This window comes from Sphingobium sp. CFD-1 (assembly GCF_024611115.1).
Taxonomy (GTDB): Bacteria; Pseudomonadota; Alphaproteobacteria; order Sphingomonadales; family Sphingomonadaceae; genus Sphingobium; species Sphingobium baderi_A.
The window spans coordinates 2771737-2785331 of sequence record NZ_CP084398.1; the positions used below are offsets into that span (position 1 = coordinate 2771737).

16 protein-coding genes and 1 other RNA gene are annotated in these 13595 nt (G+C 63.1%); 6 read left to right on the top strand and 11 right to left on the bottom strand.

From position 1 onward, the window contains the following. Positions 1-4: 4 nt before the first annotated feature. Both rpsP and ffh read right to left on the bottom strand, forming a co-directional pair. Entirely contained in the window at positions 5-478 is a 474-nt protein-coding gene (rpsP, locus tag LDB26_RS13960) for a 30S ribosomal protein S16 (RefSeq protein WP_062067933.1), read from the bottom strand. Positions 479-525: 47 nt separating this feature from the next. Further along, entirely contained in the window at positions 526-2001 is a 1476-nt protein-coding gene (gene ffh, locus LDB26_RS13965) for a signal recognition particle protein (RefSeq protein ID WP_257538851.1), read from the bottom strand. A gap of 298 nt (positions 2002-2299) precedes the next feature. Here ffh and dapF point away from each other — a divergent pair, with 298 nt between their 5' ends. The 4 genes from dapF to ispZ are packed head-to-tail and all read left to right on the top strand — an operon-like array spanning position 2300 to position 6044. Beyond that, positions 2300-3103, top strand: a complete 804-nt coding sequence (gene dapF, locus LDB26_RS13970; RefSeq protein ID WP_257542121.1) for a diaminopimelate epimerase — start codon at positions 2300-2302, stop codon at positions 3101-3103. After that, positions 3104-4429, top strand: a complete 1326-nt coding sequence (gene mtaB / locus LDB26_RS13975; RefSeq protein WP_257538852.1) for a tRNA (N(6)-L-threonylcarbamoyladenosine(37)-C(2))-methylthiotransferase MtaB — start codon at positions 3104-3106, stop codon at positions 4427-4429. Then, on the top strand, positions 4422-5360 hold the full coding sequence (gene ftsY / locus LDB26_RS13980; protein ID WP_062067941.1) for a signal recognition particle-docking protein FtsY: 939 nt from the start codon (positions 4422-4424) through the stop codon (positions 5358-5360). The genes mtaB and ftsY overlap by 8 nt, the downstream gene beginning before the upstream one ends. A 24-nt stretch (positions 5361-5384) precedes the next feature. Next, positions 5385-6044: a septation protein IspZ gene (gene ispZ / locus LDB26_RS13985; RefSeq protein ID WP_062067943.1), complete on the top strand. Its 660-nt coding sequence runs from the start codon at positions 5385-5387 to the stop codon at positions 6042-6044. Between the two features lie 33 nt (positions 6045-6077). Here ispZ and LDB26_RS13990 read toward each other — a convergent pair whose 3' ends face one another. Next, positions 6078-6635, bottom strand: coding sequence for a urate hydroxylase PuuD (locus LDB26_RS13990; protein WP_062067945.1), 558 nt, complete (start codon positions 6633-6635; stop codon positions 6078-6080). Positions 6636-6714: 79 nt separating this feature from the next. After that, positions 6715-7472, bottom strand: a protein-coding gene (locus LDB26_RS13995) for an IS5 family transposase (RefSeq protein ID WP_156415232.1) whose coding sequence is annotated in 2 segments (ribosomal slippage) — positions 6715-7139 and positions 7139-7472 — 759 coding nt in all. Because the reading frame shifts where the segments join, the coding sequence is not laid out codon by codon here. 217 nt (positions 7473-7689) lie between these two features. Here LDB26_RS13995 and LDB26_RS14000 point away from each other — a divergent pair. Continuing rightward, on the top strand, positions 7690-8304 hold the full coding sequence (locus LDB26_RS14000; protein ID WP_257538853.1) for a superoxide dismutase: 615 nt from the start codon (positions 7690-7692) through the stop codon (positions 8302-8304). Positions 8305-8432: 128 nt separating this feature from the next. Beyond that, a complete protein-coding gene (locus tag LDB26_RS14005) occupies positions 8433-8873 on the top strand; it encodes a hemerythrin domain-containing protein (RefSeq protein ID WP_257538854.1) in 441 nt (146 codons plus the stop codon). Between the two features lie 4 nt (positions 8874-8877). Here LDB26_RS14005 and LDB26_RS14010 read toward each other — a convergent pair whose 3' ends face one another. From LDB26_RS14010 to LDB26_RS14040, 7 genes are all read right to left on the bottom strand, one after another. Further along, on the bottom strand, positions 8878-9213 hold the full coding sequence (locus tag LDB26_RS14010) for a hypothetical protein (protein ID WP_062067951.1): 336 nt from the start codon (positions 9211-9213) through the stop codon (positions 8878-8880). Then, on the bottom strand, positions 9186-9734 hold the full coding sequence (locus LDB26_RS14015) for a J domain-containing protein (protein WP_062067953.1): 549 nt from the start codon (positions 9732-9734) through the stop codon (positions 9186-9188). The genes LDB26_RS14010 and LDB26_RS14015 overlap by 28 nt, the downstream gene beginning before the upstream one ends. A gap of 50 nt (positions 9735-9784) precedes the next feature. Continuing rightward, an RNA gene (gene rnpB, locus LDB26_RS14020) (RNase P RNA component class A) lies at positions 9785-10183 on the bottom strand. Positions 10184-10212: 29 nt separating this feature from the next. Beyond that, positions 10213-10911 carry an N-acetylmuramoyl-L-alanine amidase gene (locus LDB26_RS14025; RefSeq protein WP_062067955.1) on the bottom strand — a complete coding sequence of 233 codons (699 nt, stop codon included), beginning with the start codon at positions 10909-10911 and terminating at the stop codon, positions 10213-10215. A gap of 138 nt (positions 10912-11049) precedes the next feature. Then, positions 11050-11901 (bottom strand): protein-glutamate O-methyltransferase CheR, encoded by an 852-nt coding sequence (locus LDB26_RS14030; RefSeq protein WP_257542124.1) that lies wholly within the window; start codon positions 11899-11901, stop codon positions 11050-11052. Positions 11902-11927: 26 nt separating this feature from the next. Continuing rightward, positions 11928-13025 (bottom strand): chemotaxis-specific protein-glutamate methyltransferase CheB, encoded by a 1098-nt coding sequence (cheB, locus tag LDB26_RS14035; protein ID WP_257538855.1) that lies wholly within the window; start codon positions 13023-13025, stop codon positions 11928-11930. 141 nt (positions 13026-13166) lie between these two features. Beyond that, positions 13167-13532: a response regulator gene (locus LDB26_RS14040; protein WP_257538856.1), complete on the bottom strand. Its 366-nt coding sequence runs from the start codon at positions 13530-13532 to the stop codon at positions 13167-13169. Between the last annotated feature and the right edge of the window lie 63 nt (positions 13533-13595).

The following is a 13595-nucleotide window of genomic DNA, read 5'->3' on the forward strand; positions in this document are numbered from 1 at the left end:
AGGTTCAGCCTTCGGCCTGCTCTTCAGCGGGCGCTTCGGGAGCAGCTTCCGCAGCGGCTTCGGGGGTCGCTTCGTCCAGGGCTTCCGCGACGACTTCGACGGTTTCAGCTTCAGCGGCCGCCTTTGCGGCTTCCTCGGCTTCGGCAGCCTTGCTGGCGCGTTCCTCGGCGCGGTCCTTGGCCTTCTGGCCCGGCTCCGCCTTGTTGGGATTGTTGCGGGCAGCGCGTTCCTTCACGCCCGCGGCGTCGAGGAAGCGGGCCACGCGGTCGGTCGGCTGCGCGCCAGCGGCCACCCAGTGCTTCGCGCGCTCGACGTCGAGGATGACGCGCTTTTCGTCGCCCTTGGGCAGGACGGGGTTGTAGCTGCCGATGCGCTCGATGAACTTGCCGTCACGCGGCGCGCGGCTGTCGGCCACGACGATGCGGTAATAGGGACGCTTCTTGGAACCGCCGCGCGAAAGACGAATGGACGTTGCCATATAAACCAACCTTACCTTTCTGTAATATTATAATATATTGAAAACACTTATTTCTTCATGAAATTCTGAAAACCCGGCGGTAATTTGGGCATGTTGCCGCCAAGCCCGCCAAGGCCCGAAAGATCCGGCGCTCCGGCCCCACCATCGGGACCGCCCGCGCCGCCCAGCATCCCGCCAAGGCCGCCACCGCCGAACATCTTGGCCAGCCCCTTGAGACCGCCCATCTTGCGAATCTTCTTCATCGCCGTTTCCATTTCCTGATGCATTTTCAGGAGACGGTTGACTTCCTGCACCGTGGTGCCGGAGCCTTTGGCTATACGAATCTTACGCTTGGCGTTGATAAGGGCGGGCCTTTCCCGCTCCTTGAGCGTCATGGAGCCGATCATGGCGTCCAGGTGCAGCAGCGTCTTATCGTTCGCGCCGCTGTTCGCCATCGCCGCCTGCGCCTTCTTGAGGCCCGGGAGCATGCCCGCCAGCGCGCCCAGACCACCCATGCGGCGCATCTGGTTGAGCTGGCCGCGCAGGTCGTTCATGTCGAACTGACCCTTGGCCATTTTCTTGGCGAGCTTGTCGGCTTCCTCGGCGTCGATCGTCTCGGCCGCCTTTTCGACCAGCGACACCACGTCGCCCATGCCAAGGATGCGCTGCGCCACGCGCTGCGGATGGAAAGGCTCAATGGCGTCGAGCTTTTCGCCGGTGCCCGCGAACTTGATCGGGCGGCCGGTGACGGCGCGCATCGACAGCGCCGCGCCGCCGCGCGCATCGCCGTCCATGCGGGTGAGGACCACGCCGGTCAACGGCACCTGCGCGGTGAAGCTCTGCGCGACGTTGACGGCGTCCTGACCCGTCAGCGAATCGACCACCAACAGGATTTCGGCCGGATCGCTCGCATCGGCGACCGCCTTCATCTCGTCCATCAGCGCCTGATCGACGTGCAGGCGGCCCGCGGTGTCGAGCATCACCACATCGAAGCCCTGAAGCTTCGCGGACTGGAGCGCGCGCTGGGCGATTTCGACCGGCTGCTGGCCGGGCACGATGGGCAGGGTCGCCACATCGGCCTGCTGCCCCAGCACGGCCAATTGCTCCTGCGCGGCGGGGCGCTGGACGTCGAGCGACGCCATCAGCACCTTCTTGCGCTCCTTGTCCTTCAGGCGCTTGGCGATCTTGGCGGTGGAGGTGGTCTTGCCCGACCCCTGAAGGCCGACCATCATGATGACGGCGGGCGGGGTCACGTCGATCAGCAGCTCGGAGGTTTCGGACCCCAGCACGGCGGTCAGCGCGTCACTGACGATCTTCACCACCTGCTGGCCCGGCGTCACCGAGCGCAGGACATTCTGGCCGACGGCCTGTTCGGTCACATCGTCGACGAACTGGCGCACGACCGGCAGGGCCACGTCCGCTTCGAGGAGGGCGATTCGCACTTCGCGCATCGCGGCGCGGACATCGTCCTCCGTGAGCGCGCCGCGCCCCCGAAGCTTGTAGAATACGCCGCCCAGACGATCGCTTAGCGAATCGAACATCATCACCTCAATGGGGCCGAGTGGCCCGAAAAACCGTGCATACCCATCAAACGACAAAATCGCCGGCGGGCGAAACCTCGCCGGCCAGCGTCCATATAAAGCGCCACCTGCGCCCATGGATGTATCAGGGTATCAGACAGCAGAGCCGCCCGATTGCGAGCGCGCTTTTAGCGCAGCCCCGGCCAAAGCGCAACCCGCCCGCCACATTGCGACGGCAGCAGCCGCGGCAATCCCGATAAGATAAGGCTGGCCCAATAGGGAAGGCTGGTATTCCCGCCCTATCCCCACTAGATGCACGCCCATCATGGGACGCTTTTCGAAGATGCATGGCCTCGGCAACGACTTCGTGGTGATCGATGCGCGGGATGGCGCGGTCGAGATGACGGCGTCGCGCGCCCGCGCCATTGCCGATCGCCATGCGGGCATCGGCTGTGACCAGTTGATCCTGATCGGCGCGTCCGAGCGCGCCGACGTGTCGATGCGGATTTTCAACGCGGACGGCAGCGAGGTGGAAGCCTGCGGCAACGCGACGCGCTGCGTGCCGCTGTTCGTGGGCCGCGACGTGCGGATCGAAACGAAGGCGGGCCTGCTCGACGCGAAGGGCGTGGAAGGTGGCGCAAGCGTCGACATGGGCGCGCCGCGCTTCGACTGGGATGCCATCCCGCTGGCTTATGCCATGGACACGCTGACCATGCCCGCCAGTTGGGAAGACCTGCCCGCGCCCGCCGCCGTCAATGTCGGCAATCCCCACGTCATCTTTTTCTGCGACGATCTGGATGTGGTCGATATTCCGCGCCTGGGTTCGATCATCGAGAATGATCCCCTCTTTCCTCAGCGCGTGAACGTCAATTTCGCGGAAGTCGCGGGCGACAATCATCTGCGCCTCATCGTCTGGGAGCGCGGTGCGGGCCTGACGCGGGCCTGCGGCACGGGCGCCTGCGCCACCGCCGTCGCGGCGATTCGGAGCAAGCTCATGGCTGGTCCCGTGACGGTCAGCCTGCCCGGCGGCGACCTTGCGATCGACTGGACGCCGGGCGGCACCATTCGCATGACCGGCCCGGCCACTCATGTCTTTAACGGCGAGGCTGACTGGACCCGCTTCTAGATGCCCAGTCCTTCCCGAAACACGCCTGAAATCATCACGCTGGGCTGCCGCCTCAACATCGCGGAGAGCGAGGCGATCCGCGAAATGGCGCAGGGTCAGGATGACCTGATCGTCGTCAATAGCTGCGCCGTCACCGCCGAGGCCGTGCGGCAGGCGCGGCAAGCCATACGCAGAGCGCGGCGCGAGCGGCCCGAAGCGCGGATCATGGTGACGGGCTGCGCGGCGCAGACCGAGCCTGCGACCTTCGCCGCCATGCCCGAAGTGGACGCCGTGCTGGGCAATCGGGAGAAGATGGAAGCCGGTTCCTATCGCCCGTTCGTGTCGGGCGGTGGGGCACGGGTGCGCGACGGCCTCCCCCCTGCGCTCGACACGAACGGCGCTGGCACCGCGCTCCATGTCTCCGACATCATGGCCGTGCGCGACACCGCGCCGCATATGGCAAGCGCCTTTGCCGAACACGCACGCGCCTTCCTGGAGGTGCAGAATGGCTGCGACCATCGCTGCACCTTCTGCATCATCCCCTATGGCCGGGGAAACAGCCGCTCCGTCCCGGCAGGCGCGGTGATCGACAAGGCGAAGCAACTGGTGGACGCAGGCTATCGGGAAATCGTCCTTACCGGCGTGGACGTCACCAGCTATGGCCCTGACCTGCCCGGCAGCCCCTCGCTCGGCCTGCTCATCGAACGCATATTGAAGGGCGTGCCGGATCTGCGCCGTCTGCGCCTGTCCTCGCTCGACAGCGTGGAAATCGATGAGCGGCTGTTCGACATCCTCGCTCATGAACCACGTATGATGCCGCATTTGCATCTGTCGCTGCAATCGGGCGACGACATGATCCTCAAGCGCATGAAGCGCCGCCACACCCGCGCCGATTCCATCCACATCGTCCAGCGCCTGAAAAGCGCCCGCCCGGAGATCAGCATCGGCGCGGACATCATCGCGGGTTTCCCGACCGAGGACGAGGCGATGTTCGAAAACAGCCTGCGTCTCGTGTCGGAGTGTCGCATCGTCCACGGCCATATCTTCCCATACTCGCCCCGCACAGGCACCCCCGCGGCCCGAATGCCACAAGTAGATCGCTTGCGCGTCAAGGCCCGCGCCGCCCGCCTGCGCGAGACTTGCGCGGAGGAACGCGGCCGCTGGCTTCAAAGCCTGGTCGGCACGACCCAGGCCGTGCTGGTCGAGCGCAACGGCGTCAACGGCCATGCCGAAAATTTCGCGCCCATCCGCTTCGCGACGCCGCACCCCTCCTCCTCCATCGTCCGGGCCATCATCACGGGGCTTGAGAAGGACGCGCTGATCGCGCAAGAGGCGCTTGATGACTGAATCCGGCAATAGCTGGCGCGACCGCCTGTTCGGCGGCCTCAAGCGCACATCCGACAAACTCGGCGACAATCTCACCGGCCTTTTCACCAAGGCCGCGTTGGACGAGCAGACGCTGGATGAGATCGAGGAAGCGCTGATCGTCAGCGACCTTGGCCCCGCCATGGCCGCCCGCGTGCGCGAGCGCCTGTCCGAAGGGCGCTACAACCGCGAACTGACCGAGGAATATCTGCGCGAGATCATCGCGGAGGAGATCGAGAAGGTGCTGGCCCCGGTCGCCCGTCCGCTGGAGATCGAAGCCTTCCCGCGCCCACAGGTGATCCTCGTCATCGGCGTCAACGGTTCGGGCAAGACCACCACCATCGCCAAGCTGGCCAACCTGCTCCTGGAGCAGGATTATGGCGTGATGCTGGCAGCGGGCGACACCTTCCGCGCGGCGGCGATCGGACAACTCAAGGTCTGGGCCGACCGGCTCGGCATCCCCATCGTGGCGGGCAAGGAAGGCGGCGACGCGGCCGGCATCGTCTTTGATGCGGTTCGCCAGGCCACCGCGACCGGCATCGACGTGCTGATCGTGGACACGGCGGGACGCCTTCAGAACAAGACCGAGCTGATGGACGAGCTGGCGAAGATCCGCCGCGTGCTCGGCCGGTTGAACCCGGCGGCGCCGCATGACGTCGTGCTGGTGCTGGACGCCACCACGGGACAGAATGCATTGAGTCAGATCGAGGTGTTCAAGGAGGTGGCGCAGGTCACCGGCCTCGTCATGACCAAGCTGGACGGCACCGCGCGCGGTGGCGTGCTGGTCGCGGCGGCGGACAAATATCACCTGCCCATCCATGCCATCGGCGTCGGCGAGAAGATCGAGGATCTGCGCCCCTTCGACGCCGTGGATATGGCGAAAGCGATTGCGGGAACGGCCTATGCGCGCTGAGAGGATGACGGAAGGTTCTTCCATATGACTGAAACCAATTCCACGCCCAAACCTGCCCACAATGGCACGCTCAGCCTGATGCTCGATTTCGGGCCGTTACTGGTCTTTTTCCTGACCTATAAAGGGGCGGGCTGGTTTTGGGGCGCGGGCAACCCGATCACCGCGATGACCTTCAGCACGGCCGCCTTCATGGCCGCAATCGTGATTGCTGTCATCCTGTCGAAGGTGAAGCTGGGCCGCGTGTCGCCGATGCTGTGGCTGTCGGCGCTGCTGATCCTCTTTTTCGGTGGTCTCACCATTTATTTCCACGACCAGAGTTTCATCCAGATCAAGCCGACCATCATCTACGCTTTTTTCGCGCTGATGCTGTTCGCGGGACTGGTGCGCGGCAAGGCGCTGCTCAAATATCTGTTGCAGGCGGCCTATGACGGCCTGACCGAGGAAGGCTGGCTCAAGCTGTCGCGTAACTGGGCGCTGTTCTTCGTCGGCATGGCCGTGGCGAATGAAGTCATGCGCCGTTCGATGAGCTTCGACGCATGGCTGGCGGTCAAGGTGTGGGGCGTCACCATCGTGTCGATCGTCTTCGCCGCAGCCAATATCCCGATGCTGATGCGCCACGGCCTCGACATCGGGGACAAGCTGGACAGCGAAGATATCGGCGAAACCACGCCGCCGCAGGGATGATGGCGAGCGCCGTCCGGCGCTCGCCACGCCGGTTCAGGTGAAGTTGACCATGCAATAGAGCATCGCCAGCGACAGCAGGGTATTGGTCCGGCTGGCGATCATCGCCGTGGCCGCGGCCTTTGCCTTCGCCGCATCTTCAGCGGGAACGATGCCCAGCGCCTTCTTCTGGTTCGGCCAGATCACGAACCAGACATTGGCCGCCATGATGAGCGCCAGCCACATGCCGATGCCGATCAACAGGAAAGGCCCCTGCAACGTCAGCGCCTGCACGAGATATCCCGCCAGCCAGGCGACGATCAGGCCGGTCAGCACCGTGAACGCAGCCGCCCAGCGGAAGAAGAACAGGGCCGACGGCGCGATATGTTTCGACACGCCCGGCTTCAGTTCGGCCGGAATGCTCGGCATGGTCGGGATCTGCACGAAGTTGAAATAATAGAGCAGCCCGATCCAAGTGATGCCGAAGAACAGGTGCAGCCAGCGGAATATGCTGTTGGCGTCCACCAGTCCGGCATGGGCGCCGAACATGACGACGATCGCGAGCAACAGACCCGCCGCGAGCACGAGATGCAGATTTCCGAAGAATTTTGCCATGGCCCTACCCCCAGATTATCGTTCACCGCCACATTTTCCGGGCGGCCTAACCGGGAATATTAGGCTCAGGACTCATTGATCAGAGCCAGAAGATGACGGTGGCGGCAAGAGCGATGGCGGAGAAGAAGACCGTAGGGCACCGATCGTAGCGGGTGGCGACGCGGCGCCAGTCCTTGAGGCGACCGAACATGATCTCGATGCGGTTGCGGCGTTTGTAGCGACGCTTGTCGTATTTGATGGGATCGAGACGGGATTTTCGCCCAGGAATGCAGGGCTTGATCCCCTTTTCTTGAAGGGCGCCCCTGAACCAGTCGGCGTCATAGCCGCGGTCGCCCAGCAGCCACTGCGCCTTGGGAAGGTCGTCGAGTAGCGCGGCAGCGCCGGTATAATCGCTGATCTGGCCTGCGGTCATGAAGAAGCTGAGCGGACGACCGTTTGCATCGGTGACGGCGTGAAGCTTCGTGTTCATGCCCCCTTTGGTGCGGCCGATCAGCCGCCCGAGATCCCCTTTTTAAGCCGCAGGCTCGATGCCGTGCGGTGCGCCTTCAAGTAGGTCGCATCGATCATGACCGTCTTCGGATCGGCGCCCTCGGCGGCAAGCCCTTCCATCATGCGGAGGAAGACACCCATCTCGCCCCACCGCTTCCATCGGTTGTAGAGTGTCTTGTGGGGACCATAGTCCTTCGGCGCATCACACCAGCGCGACCCGTTGCGATTGACGAAAATGATCCCGCTCAGCACCCGCCGATCATCGACTCGTGGCCTGCCGTGGCTCTTGGGAAAATACGGTCGGAGCCGAGCCATCTGCTCGTCCGTCAGCCAGTACAGGTCGCTCATGTTCAATCTCCTTGCGGAGCCTGAATCAGATCATCCCTCCCGGATCAATGGGTCCTGAGCCTAGGGTATCGTTACGCCCCTGTCACATGGATATTTCCGCAAGCCTGAAAGAAAATATCTTTTTCCCGCCGCGCGATGAGACTGCTAGTGGCTCGGGAGCCTTCCGGCCGCATCGTCGTTATGCGGTCATCCCATCATGAACCCGAGGAGTTCCGACATGGCTTTTGTTCTGCCTGACCTGCCCTATGCCAAGGATGCCTTTGGCGACATTCTTTCCGCTGAAACCTTCGATTATCACCATGGCAAGCATCACAATGCCTATGTCGTGAAAGCCAATGAGCTGGTCGCCGCCGATCCCGCGCTTCAGGGCAAATCGCTGGTCGAGCTGATCAGGTCGTCCAAGGGCGGCCTGTTCAACCAGGTCGGACAGATCTGGAACCACACCTTCTACTGGCAGTCGCTCTCACCCAGCAAGACTGCGCCCAGCGGCAAGCTGCTCGACCTCATCAACGACGCTTTCGGTTCGGTCGACGCCCTGATCGAAAAGCTGAAAGCCGAAGCCGTCGGCCACTTCGCCAGCGGCTGGGCCGCTCTGATCCTGAAGGACGGCAAGCTGGAAGTGACCAGCTACCATGACGCCGACACCCCGGTCGCGCATGAAGGTCATGCGCCGCTGCTGATCCTCGATGTGTGGGAACATGCCTATTATATCGACTATCGCAACGCCCGGCCCAACTATGCCGACCGCGTGCTCAAGGAAGCGATCAACTGGGACTTCGCCGCCCAGAATCTTGACGGCAACGGCGTGAACCGCGCCGACCAGCCGGCCTGACAAGAATTGCGCCCGCCGCCGGGACCGCGGCGGGCGTTTTTCCTGATTTTTCCGATCCATAAGGCCGATCGCGAACCTTTTCTTAACCGGTTTTGGGGACTATGTTCCGTCAAATATGGGAACATGGAATGGATTTCGCCGAACTACGTCGGCAGCATGATGAAATCAGCGAAACGGCAAAGCGGATCGCAGTCATCATCACCCAGAGCAGTCAACCCGTCGGCGTCAGCCAGCTTCGCTGGCAGCTTGCGCGGCAATTAATGACCCATCTCGCGCTGGAAGACCGCTTTCTTTACCCCGCCATGCAGCACTGCCCGGACAGGAAAGCGCGTGAAACCGCCTCGAACCTCCAGGCCGAAACCGGGCAGTTGGCGGAAAGCTTTTCCCACTACATGTCCTCATGGAACGAGGATCGGATGATCCGGGAATGGCCAGCTTTCTGCACGGAAACACGGGCGGTTCTCGACGCGCTGGCAGACCGGGTGACACGGGAAAACCGGATGCTTTATCCGCTCGCTGAACAGATGGCGCAGCAGGACCATCCCGTTTCGGCCCTCCGCGCCGGTTGATTGCTTAGTCAGCAGGCGAGGCCAGGTCGAGATCGCGGGCCAGGTCATCCAGATCCGCGCCGGGCCGCACCAGCAGCCATTCGCGGCTATCCGCGCCGTTGACCACGGTCACCGCGCCCTTGGGGCAAATGCCCAGACAATTGACCTCGACGATGCCGGCAGCCGCCTTGCGTCCCTTTTTGAGCTTCAGGCGGCGGCGCAGCGCCTTGGCCAGCCGTTCATCCCCATTGGGGCCGAAGCCGCCGTCCAGCTTCTTCGAGCATTTGCGGCAGACCAGAACCGCGTTGGACCAGTTCGACCGGACATGATCTTTCAATCCGCCCGCTCCCGCGGCTTCCATGTCCGCCGCTCTTCAGCCGCGCGCAGCACTTCATAGGCGGCCTGGATGGTCTGGAAACGGATGGCGGCCTGTGCGTCGCCGGGTTTCACATCGGGATGGTTTTCCTTGGCAAGGCGACGCCAGCTTTTCTTCACCGCCTCGAAATCGACGTCATCCTCAAGCTCCAGCGCCTTGAGGGCATTAAGCTCGTCGCGCGAACGGCTGCCATCGCCGGGGCCGCCCCAGCCATGATAGGCGCTCGACTGATAGCCGTTCGCCTCCCGCTGCTCGTCCCGTTCGCGCTGTTCCCGCTCCTCCTGATCGAGGCCCTGAAAATAGTCCCAGTTGCGGTTATATTCCCCGGCATGATCCGCGCAGAAATACCAGCGTTCGCGGCTGTTGGGCGATTTGGGCGCAGGGCAATCGCCGGGCCGGTCGCAACCGTGCCGATCGCACAGCCGCACCGCCTGCGCCTCACGCGTCGCGCCATAACTGCGCCAGCGGGGAAAGCCCCAGTCATTCGATCGCCCGTTTCGTGCCATATCACCAAATTAGGAAAGCGGAGCGGCAAACGCCACCCCGGAGAAATCAAAATGCCAGAGGGCCTGTAAGCCGGGTTCTGTCCACCCCTTGCGGGGATAGGCGACCATTCCTCTAGGGGACGGATTGCTCCGCCCCTCAAGCAACCAACCCGGGCGGTCTCGGCCGAAACAGGCCTAGCAGTCGAGCTGCGCGCCGCCCCTATTCGGTCTTGCTCCCGGTGGGGTTTACCGTGCCGCCTTCCGTTGCCGGAGACGCGGTGCGCTCTTACCGCACCCTTTCAATTTCGCCTGCCCGAAGGCTTAGTCTCAAAGACTGGGCGACCTGCTTTCTGTTGCACTGTCCCTTGGATCACTCCAGCCGGCCGTTAGCCGGCACCGTCATTTCGTGGAGCCCGGACTTTCCTCGCCGTGAAAGTACCCCTCCACGCCGCGGTCGCCCGGCCCTCTGGCACGGCGGCCTATACAGGCACAGCATGCCTCAGTCATCCCCCATCGGTTTGGGCAGCAATAAGGCCAGCAGGATAGCGCGGCATTCCCCGTCGACGATCCCGTCGATCAGTTCCGGCCGGAAGCGCCGCTGAAAGGCGACGACGGCTGCCTGCGGCTCGGCAATATCATAGCCGAAACGCTCCAGCGCCAGCATGAAACCGCCGTCCGACCAATGCGGGTCCATCAGGTTCTTCGTCGGGCGCGGCAGGGCCAGGCGCAGGCGGGCGAGCTGCCCCCAGGGGAAAAGTTCGCCGGGGTCCTGCTTGCGCGCGGGGGCGATGTCGCTGTGACCGACGATATTGCCGCGCGTGATCTTCCGCCGCTGCACGATGTCGTGGATCAGCGGGATCAGCGCGCTCATCTGCGTCTCCGGGAAAGGGCGGTATCCCCATTCATGGCCAGGATTGACGATCTCTATCCCGATGCTGGCGGAATTCACGTCGTCGATGCCCCGCCAATGGGATCGACCCGCATGCCATGCGCGCTTTTCCTCATCCACCATATGAATGATCTGCCCGTCCTCGGTCACGACATAATGCGCCGAAACCTTCGATTCCGGGTTGGCGAGCCAGTTGATCGCGCTCGCCGCGTCCGGCATCCCGGTATAGTGCAGCACCAGCAGGGATATGGGCAGGCTGCGCTCGTCGAAATTGGGCGAGGGCGTTTCGATCATCGGAATATCTGTCATCGGGAAAGGCCAGTCACCACAAGCTCTCGATCATCGCGCCCTTTCCGGCTCACTTTTCATGAAGCGGCTTCTGTCGGGACAATGGCGTAGAGCCGCCCGTCAATCAAGCATGGTGAAGCGGAAAGCCCGCCTTGACGATCATATCCCCTGCCGCATCGGCCCGCCCGCGCAGGCCGACAGGGACACCGGACGGCGATAAGCGCCCCTGAATTGGGGATGCGCGACGAAGGGATCGCCATGCCCCATCGCCGTTTCCCCCGCGCCCAGCAACAGGACGGAATGATCGTGACTGTGCCGCGTGAGCAGATCGAACATTCGTTGCCGGCGGTCGTGCGCGAAATACAGCATCACATTACGGCACAGCAGAAGATCATAGGCGCCGGTGGGCGCAAGGGGGGCGAGCAGATTATCCCGCCGGAAATCGATCATCCCGCGCAATCGGGCATGGGCGCGCCAGCCGCCCGCGACCGGTTCGAACCATTGGATGAGGTCATTGACGGCCAGTCCCCTCTGAACATCCATTTGGGGGAATATCCCGGCCCGCGCGCGCTCGATCGCGGTTGCGGAAATATCGGTGGCCAATATCTCCACGCGCCAATCGCCCCAGCGTTCCGCGTCGTTGCAAAGCTGGATGGCGAGCGAATAGGCCTCTTGCCCGGTGGAGCAGCCCGCGCTCCAGATACGCAAGCGACGGTCTTGCCGGCGCGCATGGATGTCCGGCAATATCTGCCCCCGGATCATCTCGAAAATCTGGAGGTCGCGGAAAAAGCTGCTTTCATTGTTCAGCAGCGCATCGACGACTTCCGCCTCCAGGCGCGGATCGCGGTGACGCGCCAGATGCGCCGCGAGCGTCTCCACATCCTTGAAGCCATGGACGCGCAGCATCGGCTTGAGCGCGGTTTCCACCCGCCATCCCCGCTGGGGCGATAGACGCTGTCCCGTCCGGTCTTCCAGCAAATCGGACAACAGGCGGATGCCGCCATCCTGCATGGACGATCCCGAAGGCACGGCGGCCGTCAAGAGCGTATCTTCCCCTGCCGCGCGACAAAAGCCATGATCGTTCGCGGCTCAAGCAGCGCGCAGCTTAGTCCCGCAGAGGCGACCGCCCCGGGCATTCCCCATACGACGCTGCTGGCTTCGTCCTGCGCGACGATCCAGCCGCCCGCGGCCACGATGTCCCTTGCTCCCGCCGTCCCATCGCGCCCCATGCCGGTGAGGACGATGCCTGCGCCGCCCGCGCCATAGATTTGCGCGATGCTGGAAAACATGGGGTCCACACCCGGCAGATTGCCCGATGGGGTGCGTTCGGGCGTGAGCTGGACGCATATCCGCCGCCTCAGATCGCGCCGCAGCCGCAGATTGGCGTCACCCGGAGCCACATAGACCGTATCGGGTTCCAGCACGTCGCCCTGCTCTGCAACCTTGACCTTGAGGCTGGTCATGAGCGCCAGTTGCTGCGCGAAATAAAGCGTGAAGCTTGCAGGAAGGTGCTGGGTCAGCAAAATCGGCACGCCCAAAGGCTCGGAAAGACCCGCGAACAGCAGGTTCAGCGCATGGATGCCGCCCGTCGACGCGCCAATCCCCAGGCAAGCCAGCGGAAGGGCGGCCGAAGCCACAGCCATTGGCGGCGGGGACCGTTGCGGCTCCGTTTCCCGTTCCGGCAGAGCCAGCAAATTGCCATGCAGCAGCCGTTTGAGCCGTTCAATCAACGCCTGCGGGAATTGCTCGCCGAAGCTGCCGCTGTGCGGTTTGGACAGGATATCGCTTGCGCCAAGGGCAAGGGCCTGGACAGCAACGGCGCTTCCCGCCTCGCAATTGCCCGAGAGGATCGCCACCCTGGCGCGCGGACACGCCTGAAGAATGGCAGGCAGCGCCGCCAGTCCGCTCTGACCGGGCAATTCTATGTCCAGCAACACCAGATCGACCGGGAACTTCGCAAGATAATGCAGGGCCTGTTCGGCATTATTGATCTTCTGCACGACGGTGAAGGCCGGATCGCTGTTCAATATCCGTTCGATGACGGTGCGGACGACCACCGAATCGTCGACCACCAACACGCGCGCGACCGGAACGGCGGCGGCTGTGTTATGGAGGATCGGAACAATGGCATTCATGGACGAAGAAACTTTCCGAACGGGAAAAACAAGAGATCGGACGCTGGCAGGCGATCCTGCTGCGCTGCGTTATATCCGATGCATGTCTCTCCAGTCTTTATCATGCCGTTTTCGCGGAAGCGGCTCCCGTTTTGCGCCGCTTCAGATCACACCGACGATGGCCAGCTTGCTTTCCAGCGTTTCGCGATCGAAAGGCTTCATAACATATTCGTCGGCCCCCGCCTCGACCGCCGCCTTTATGTGACCGATGCCATTTTCGGTCGTGCAGAATATGACCTTGGGCCGCGCATCGATCCGGGCGCTGGACAAGGCCCTGAGGAATTCCATGCCGCTCATCACCGGCATGTTCCAATCCAGCAAGACCACGTCCGGGGCCGATTCTTCGCACTGGATCAACGCATCCTGCCCGTCCACCGCCTCGCGAACCGACAGGTCGAGCGATTCCAGTATATGGCGTGCGACTTTACGTATGACCTTGGAGTCGTCGACCACCAGGCAGCTTTTCATGATGCGTCCCTTGCGTTTTTTCTTGTTGAGGGTGCGGATTTAACGTCGAAAGCCAAGCAAATG

Bases quoted from the DNA above. Each gene is read 5' to 3' on its own strand.
- LDB26_RS14010 (WP_062067951.1), bottom strand. From the start codon at position 9,213: ATGGAAGCCGCGGGAGCGGGCGGATTGAAAGATCATGTCCGGTCGAAC.
- LDB26_RS14025 (WP_062067955.1), bottom strand. From the start codon at position 10,911: ATGACAGATATTCCGATGATCGAAACGCCCTCGCCCAATTTCGACGAG.
- ftsY (WP_062067941.1), top strand. From the start codon at position 4,422: ATGACTGAATCCGGCAATAGCTGGCGCGACCGCCTGTTCGGCGGCCTC.
- LDB26_RS14040 (WP_257538856.1), bottom strand. From the start codon at position 13,532: ATGAAAAGCTGCCTGGTGGTCGACGACTCCAAGGTCATACGTAAAGTC.
- ispZ (WP_062067943.1), top strand. From the start codon at position 5,385: ATGACTGAAACCAATTCCACGCCCAAACCTGCCCACAATGGCACGCTC.
- LDB26_RS14015 (WP_062067953.1), bottom strand. From the start codon at position 9,734: ATGGCACGAAACGGGCGATCGAATGACTGGGGCTTTCCCCGCTGGCGC.
- LDB26_RS14000 (WP_257538853.1), top strand. From the start codon at position 7,690: ATGGCTTTTGTTCTGCCTGACCTGCCCTATGCCAAGGATGCCTTTGGC.
- mtaB (WP_257538852.1), top strand. From the start codon at position 3,104: ATGCCCAGTCCTTCCCGAAACACGCCTGAAATCATCACGCTGGGCTGC.
- cheB (WP_257538855.1), bottom strand. From the start codon at position 13,025: ATGAATGCCATTGTTCCGATCCTCCATAACACAGCCGCCGCCGTTCCG.
- rpsP (WP_062067933.1), bottom strand. From the start codon at position 478: ATGGCAACGTCCATTCGTCTTTCGCGCGGCGGTTCCAAGAAGCGTCCC.
- ffh (WP_257538851.1), bottom strand. From the start codon at position 2,001: ATGATGTTCGATTCGCTAAGCGATCGTCTGGGCGGCGTATTCTACAAG.
- LDB26_RS13990 (WP_062067945.1), bottom strand. From the start codon at position 6,635: ATGGCAAAATTCTTCGGAAATCTGCATCTCGTGCTCGCGGCGGGTCTG.
- LDB26_RS14005 (WP_257538854.1), top strand. From the start codon at position 8,433: ATGGATTTCGCCGAACTACGTCGGCAGCATGATGAAATCAGCGAAACG.
- LDB26_RS14030 (WP_257542124.1), bottom strand. From the start codon at position 11,901: ATGCAGGATGGCGGCATCCGCCTGTTGTCCGATTTGCTGGAAGACCGG.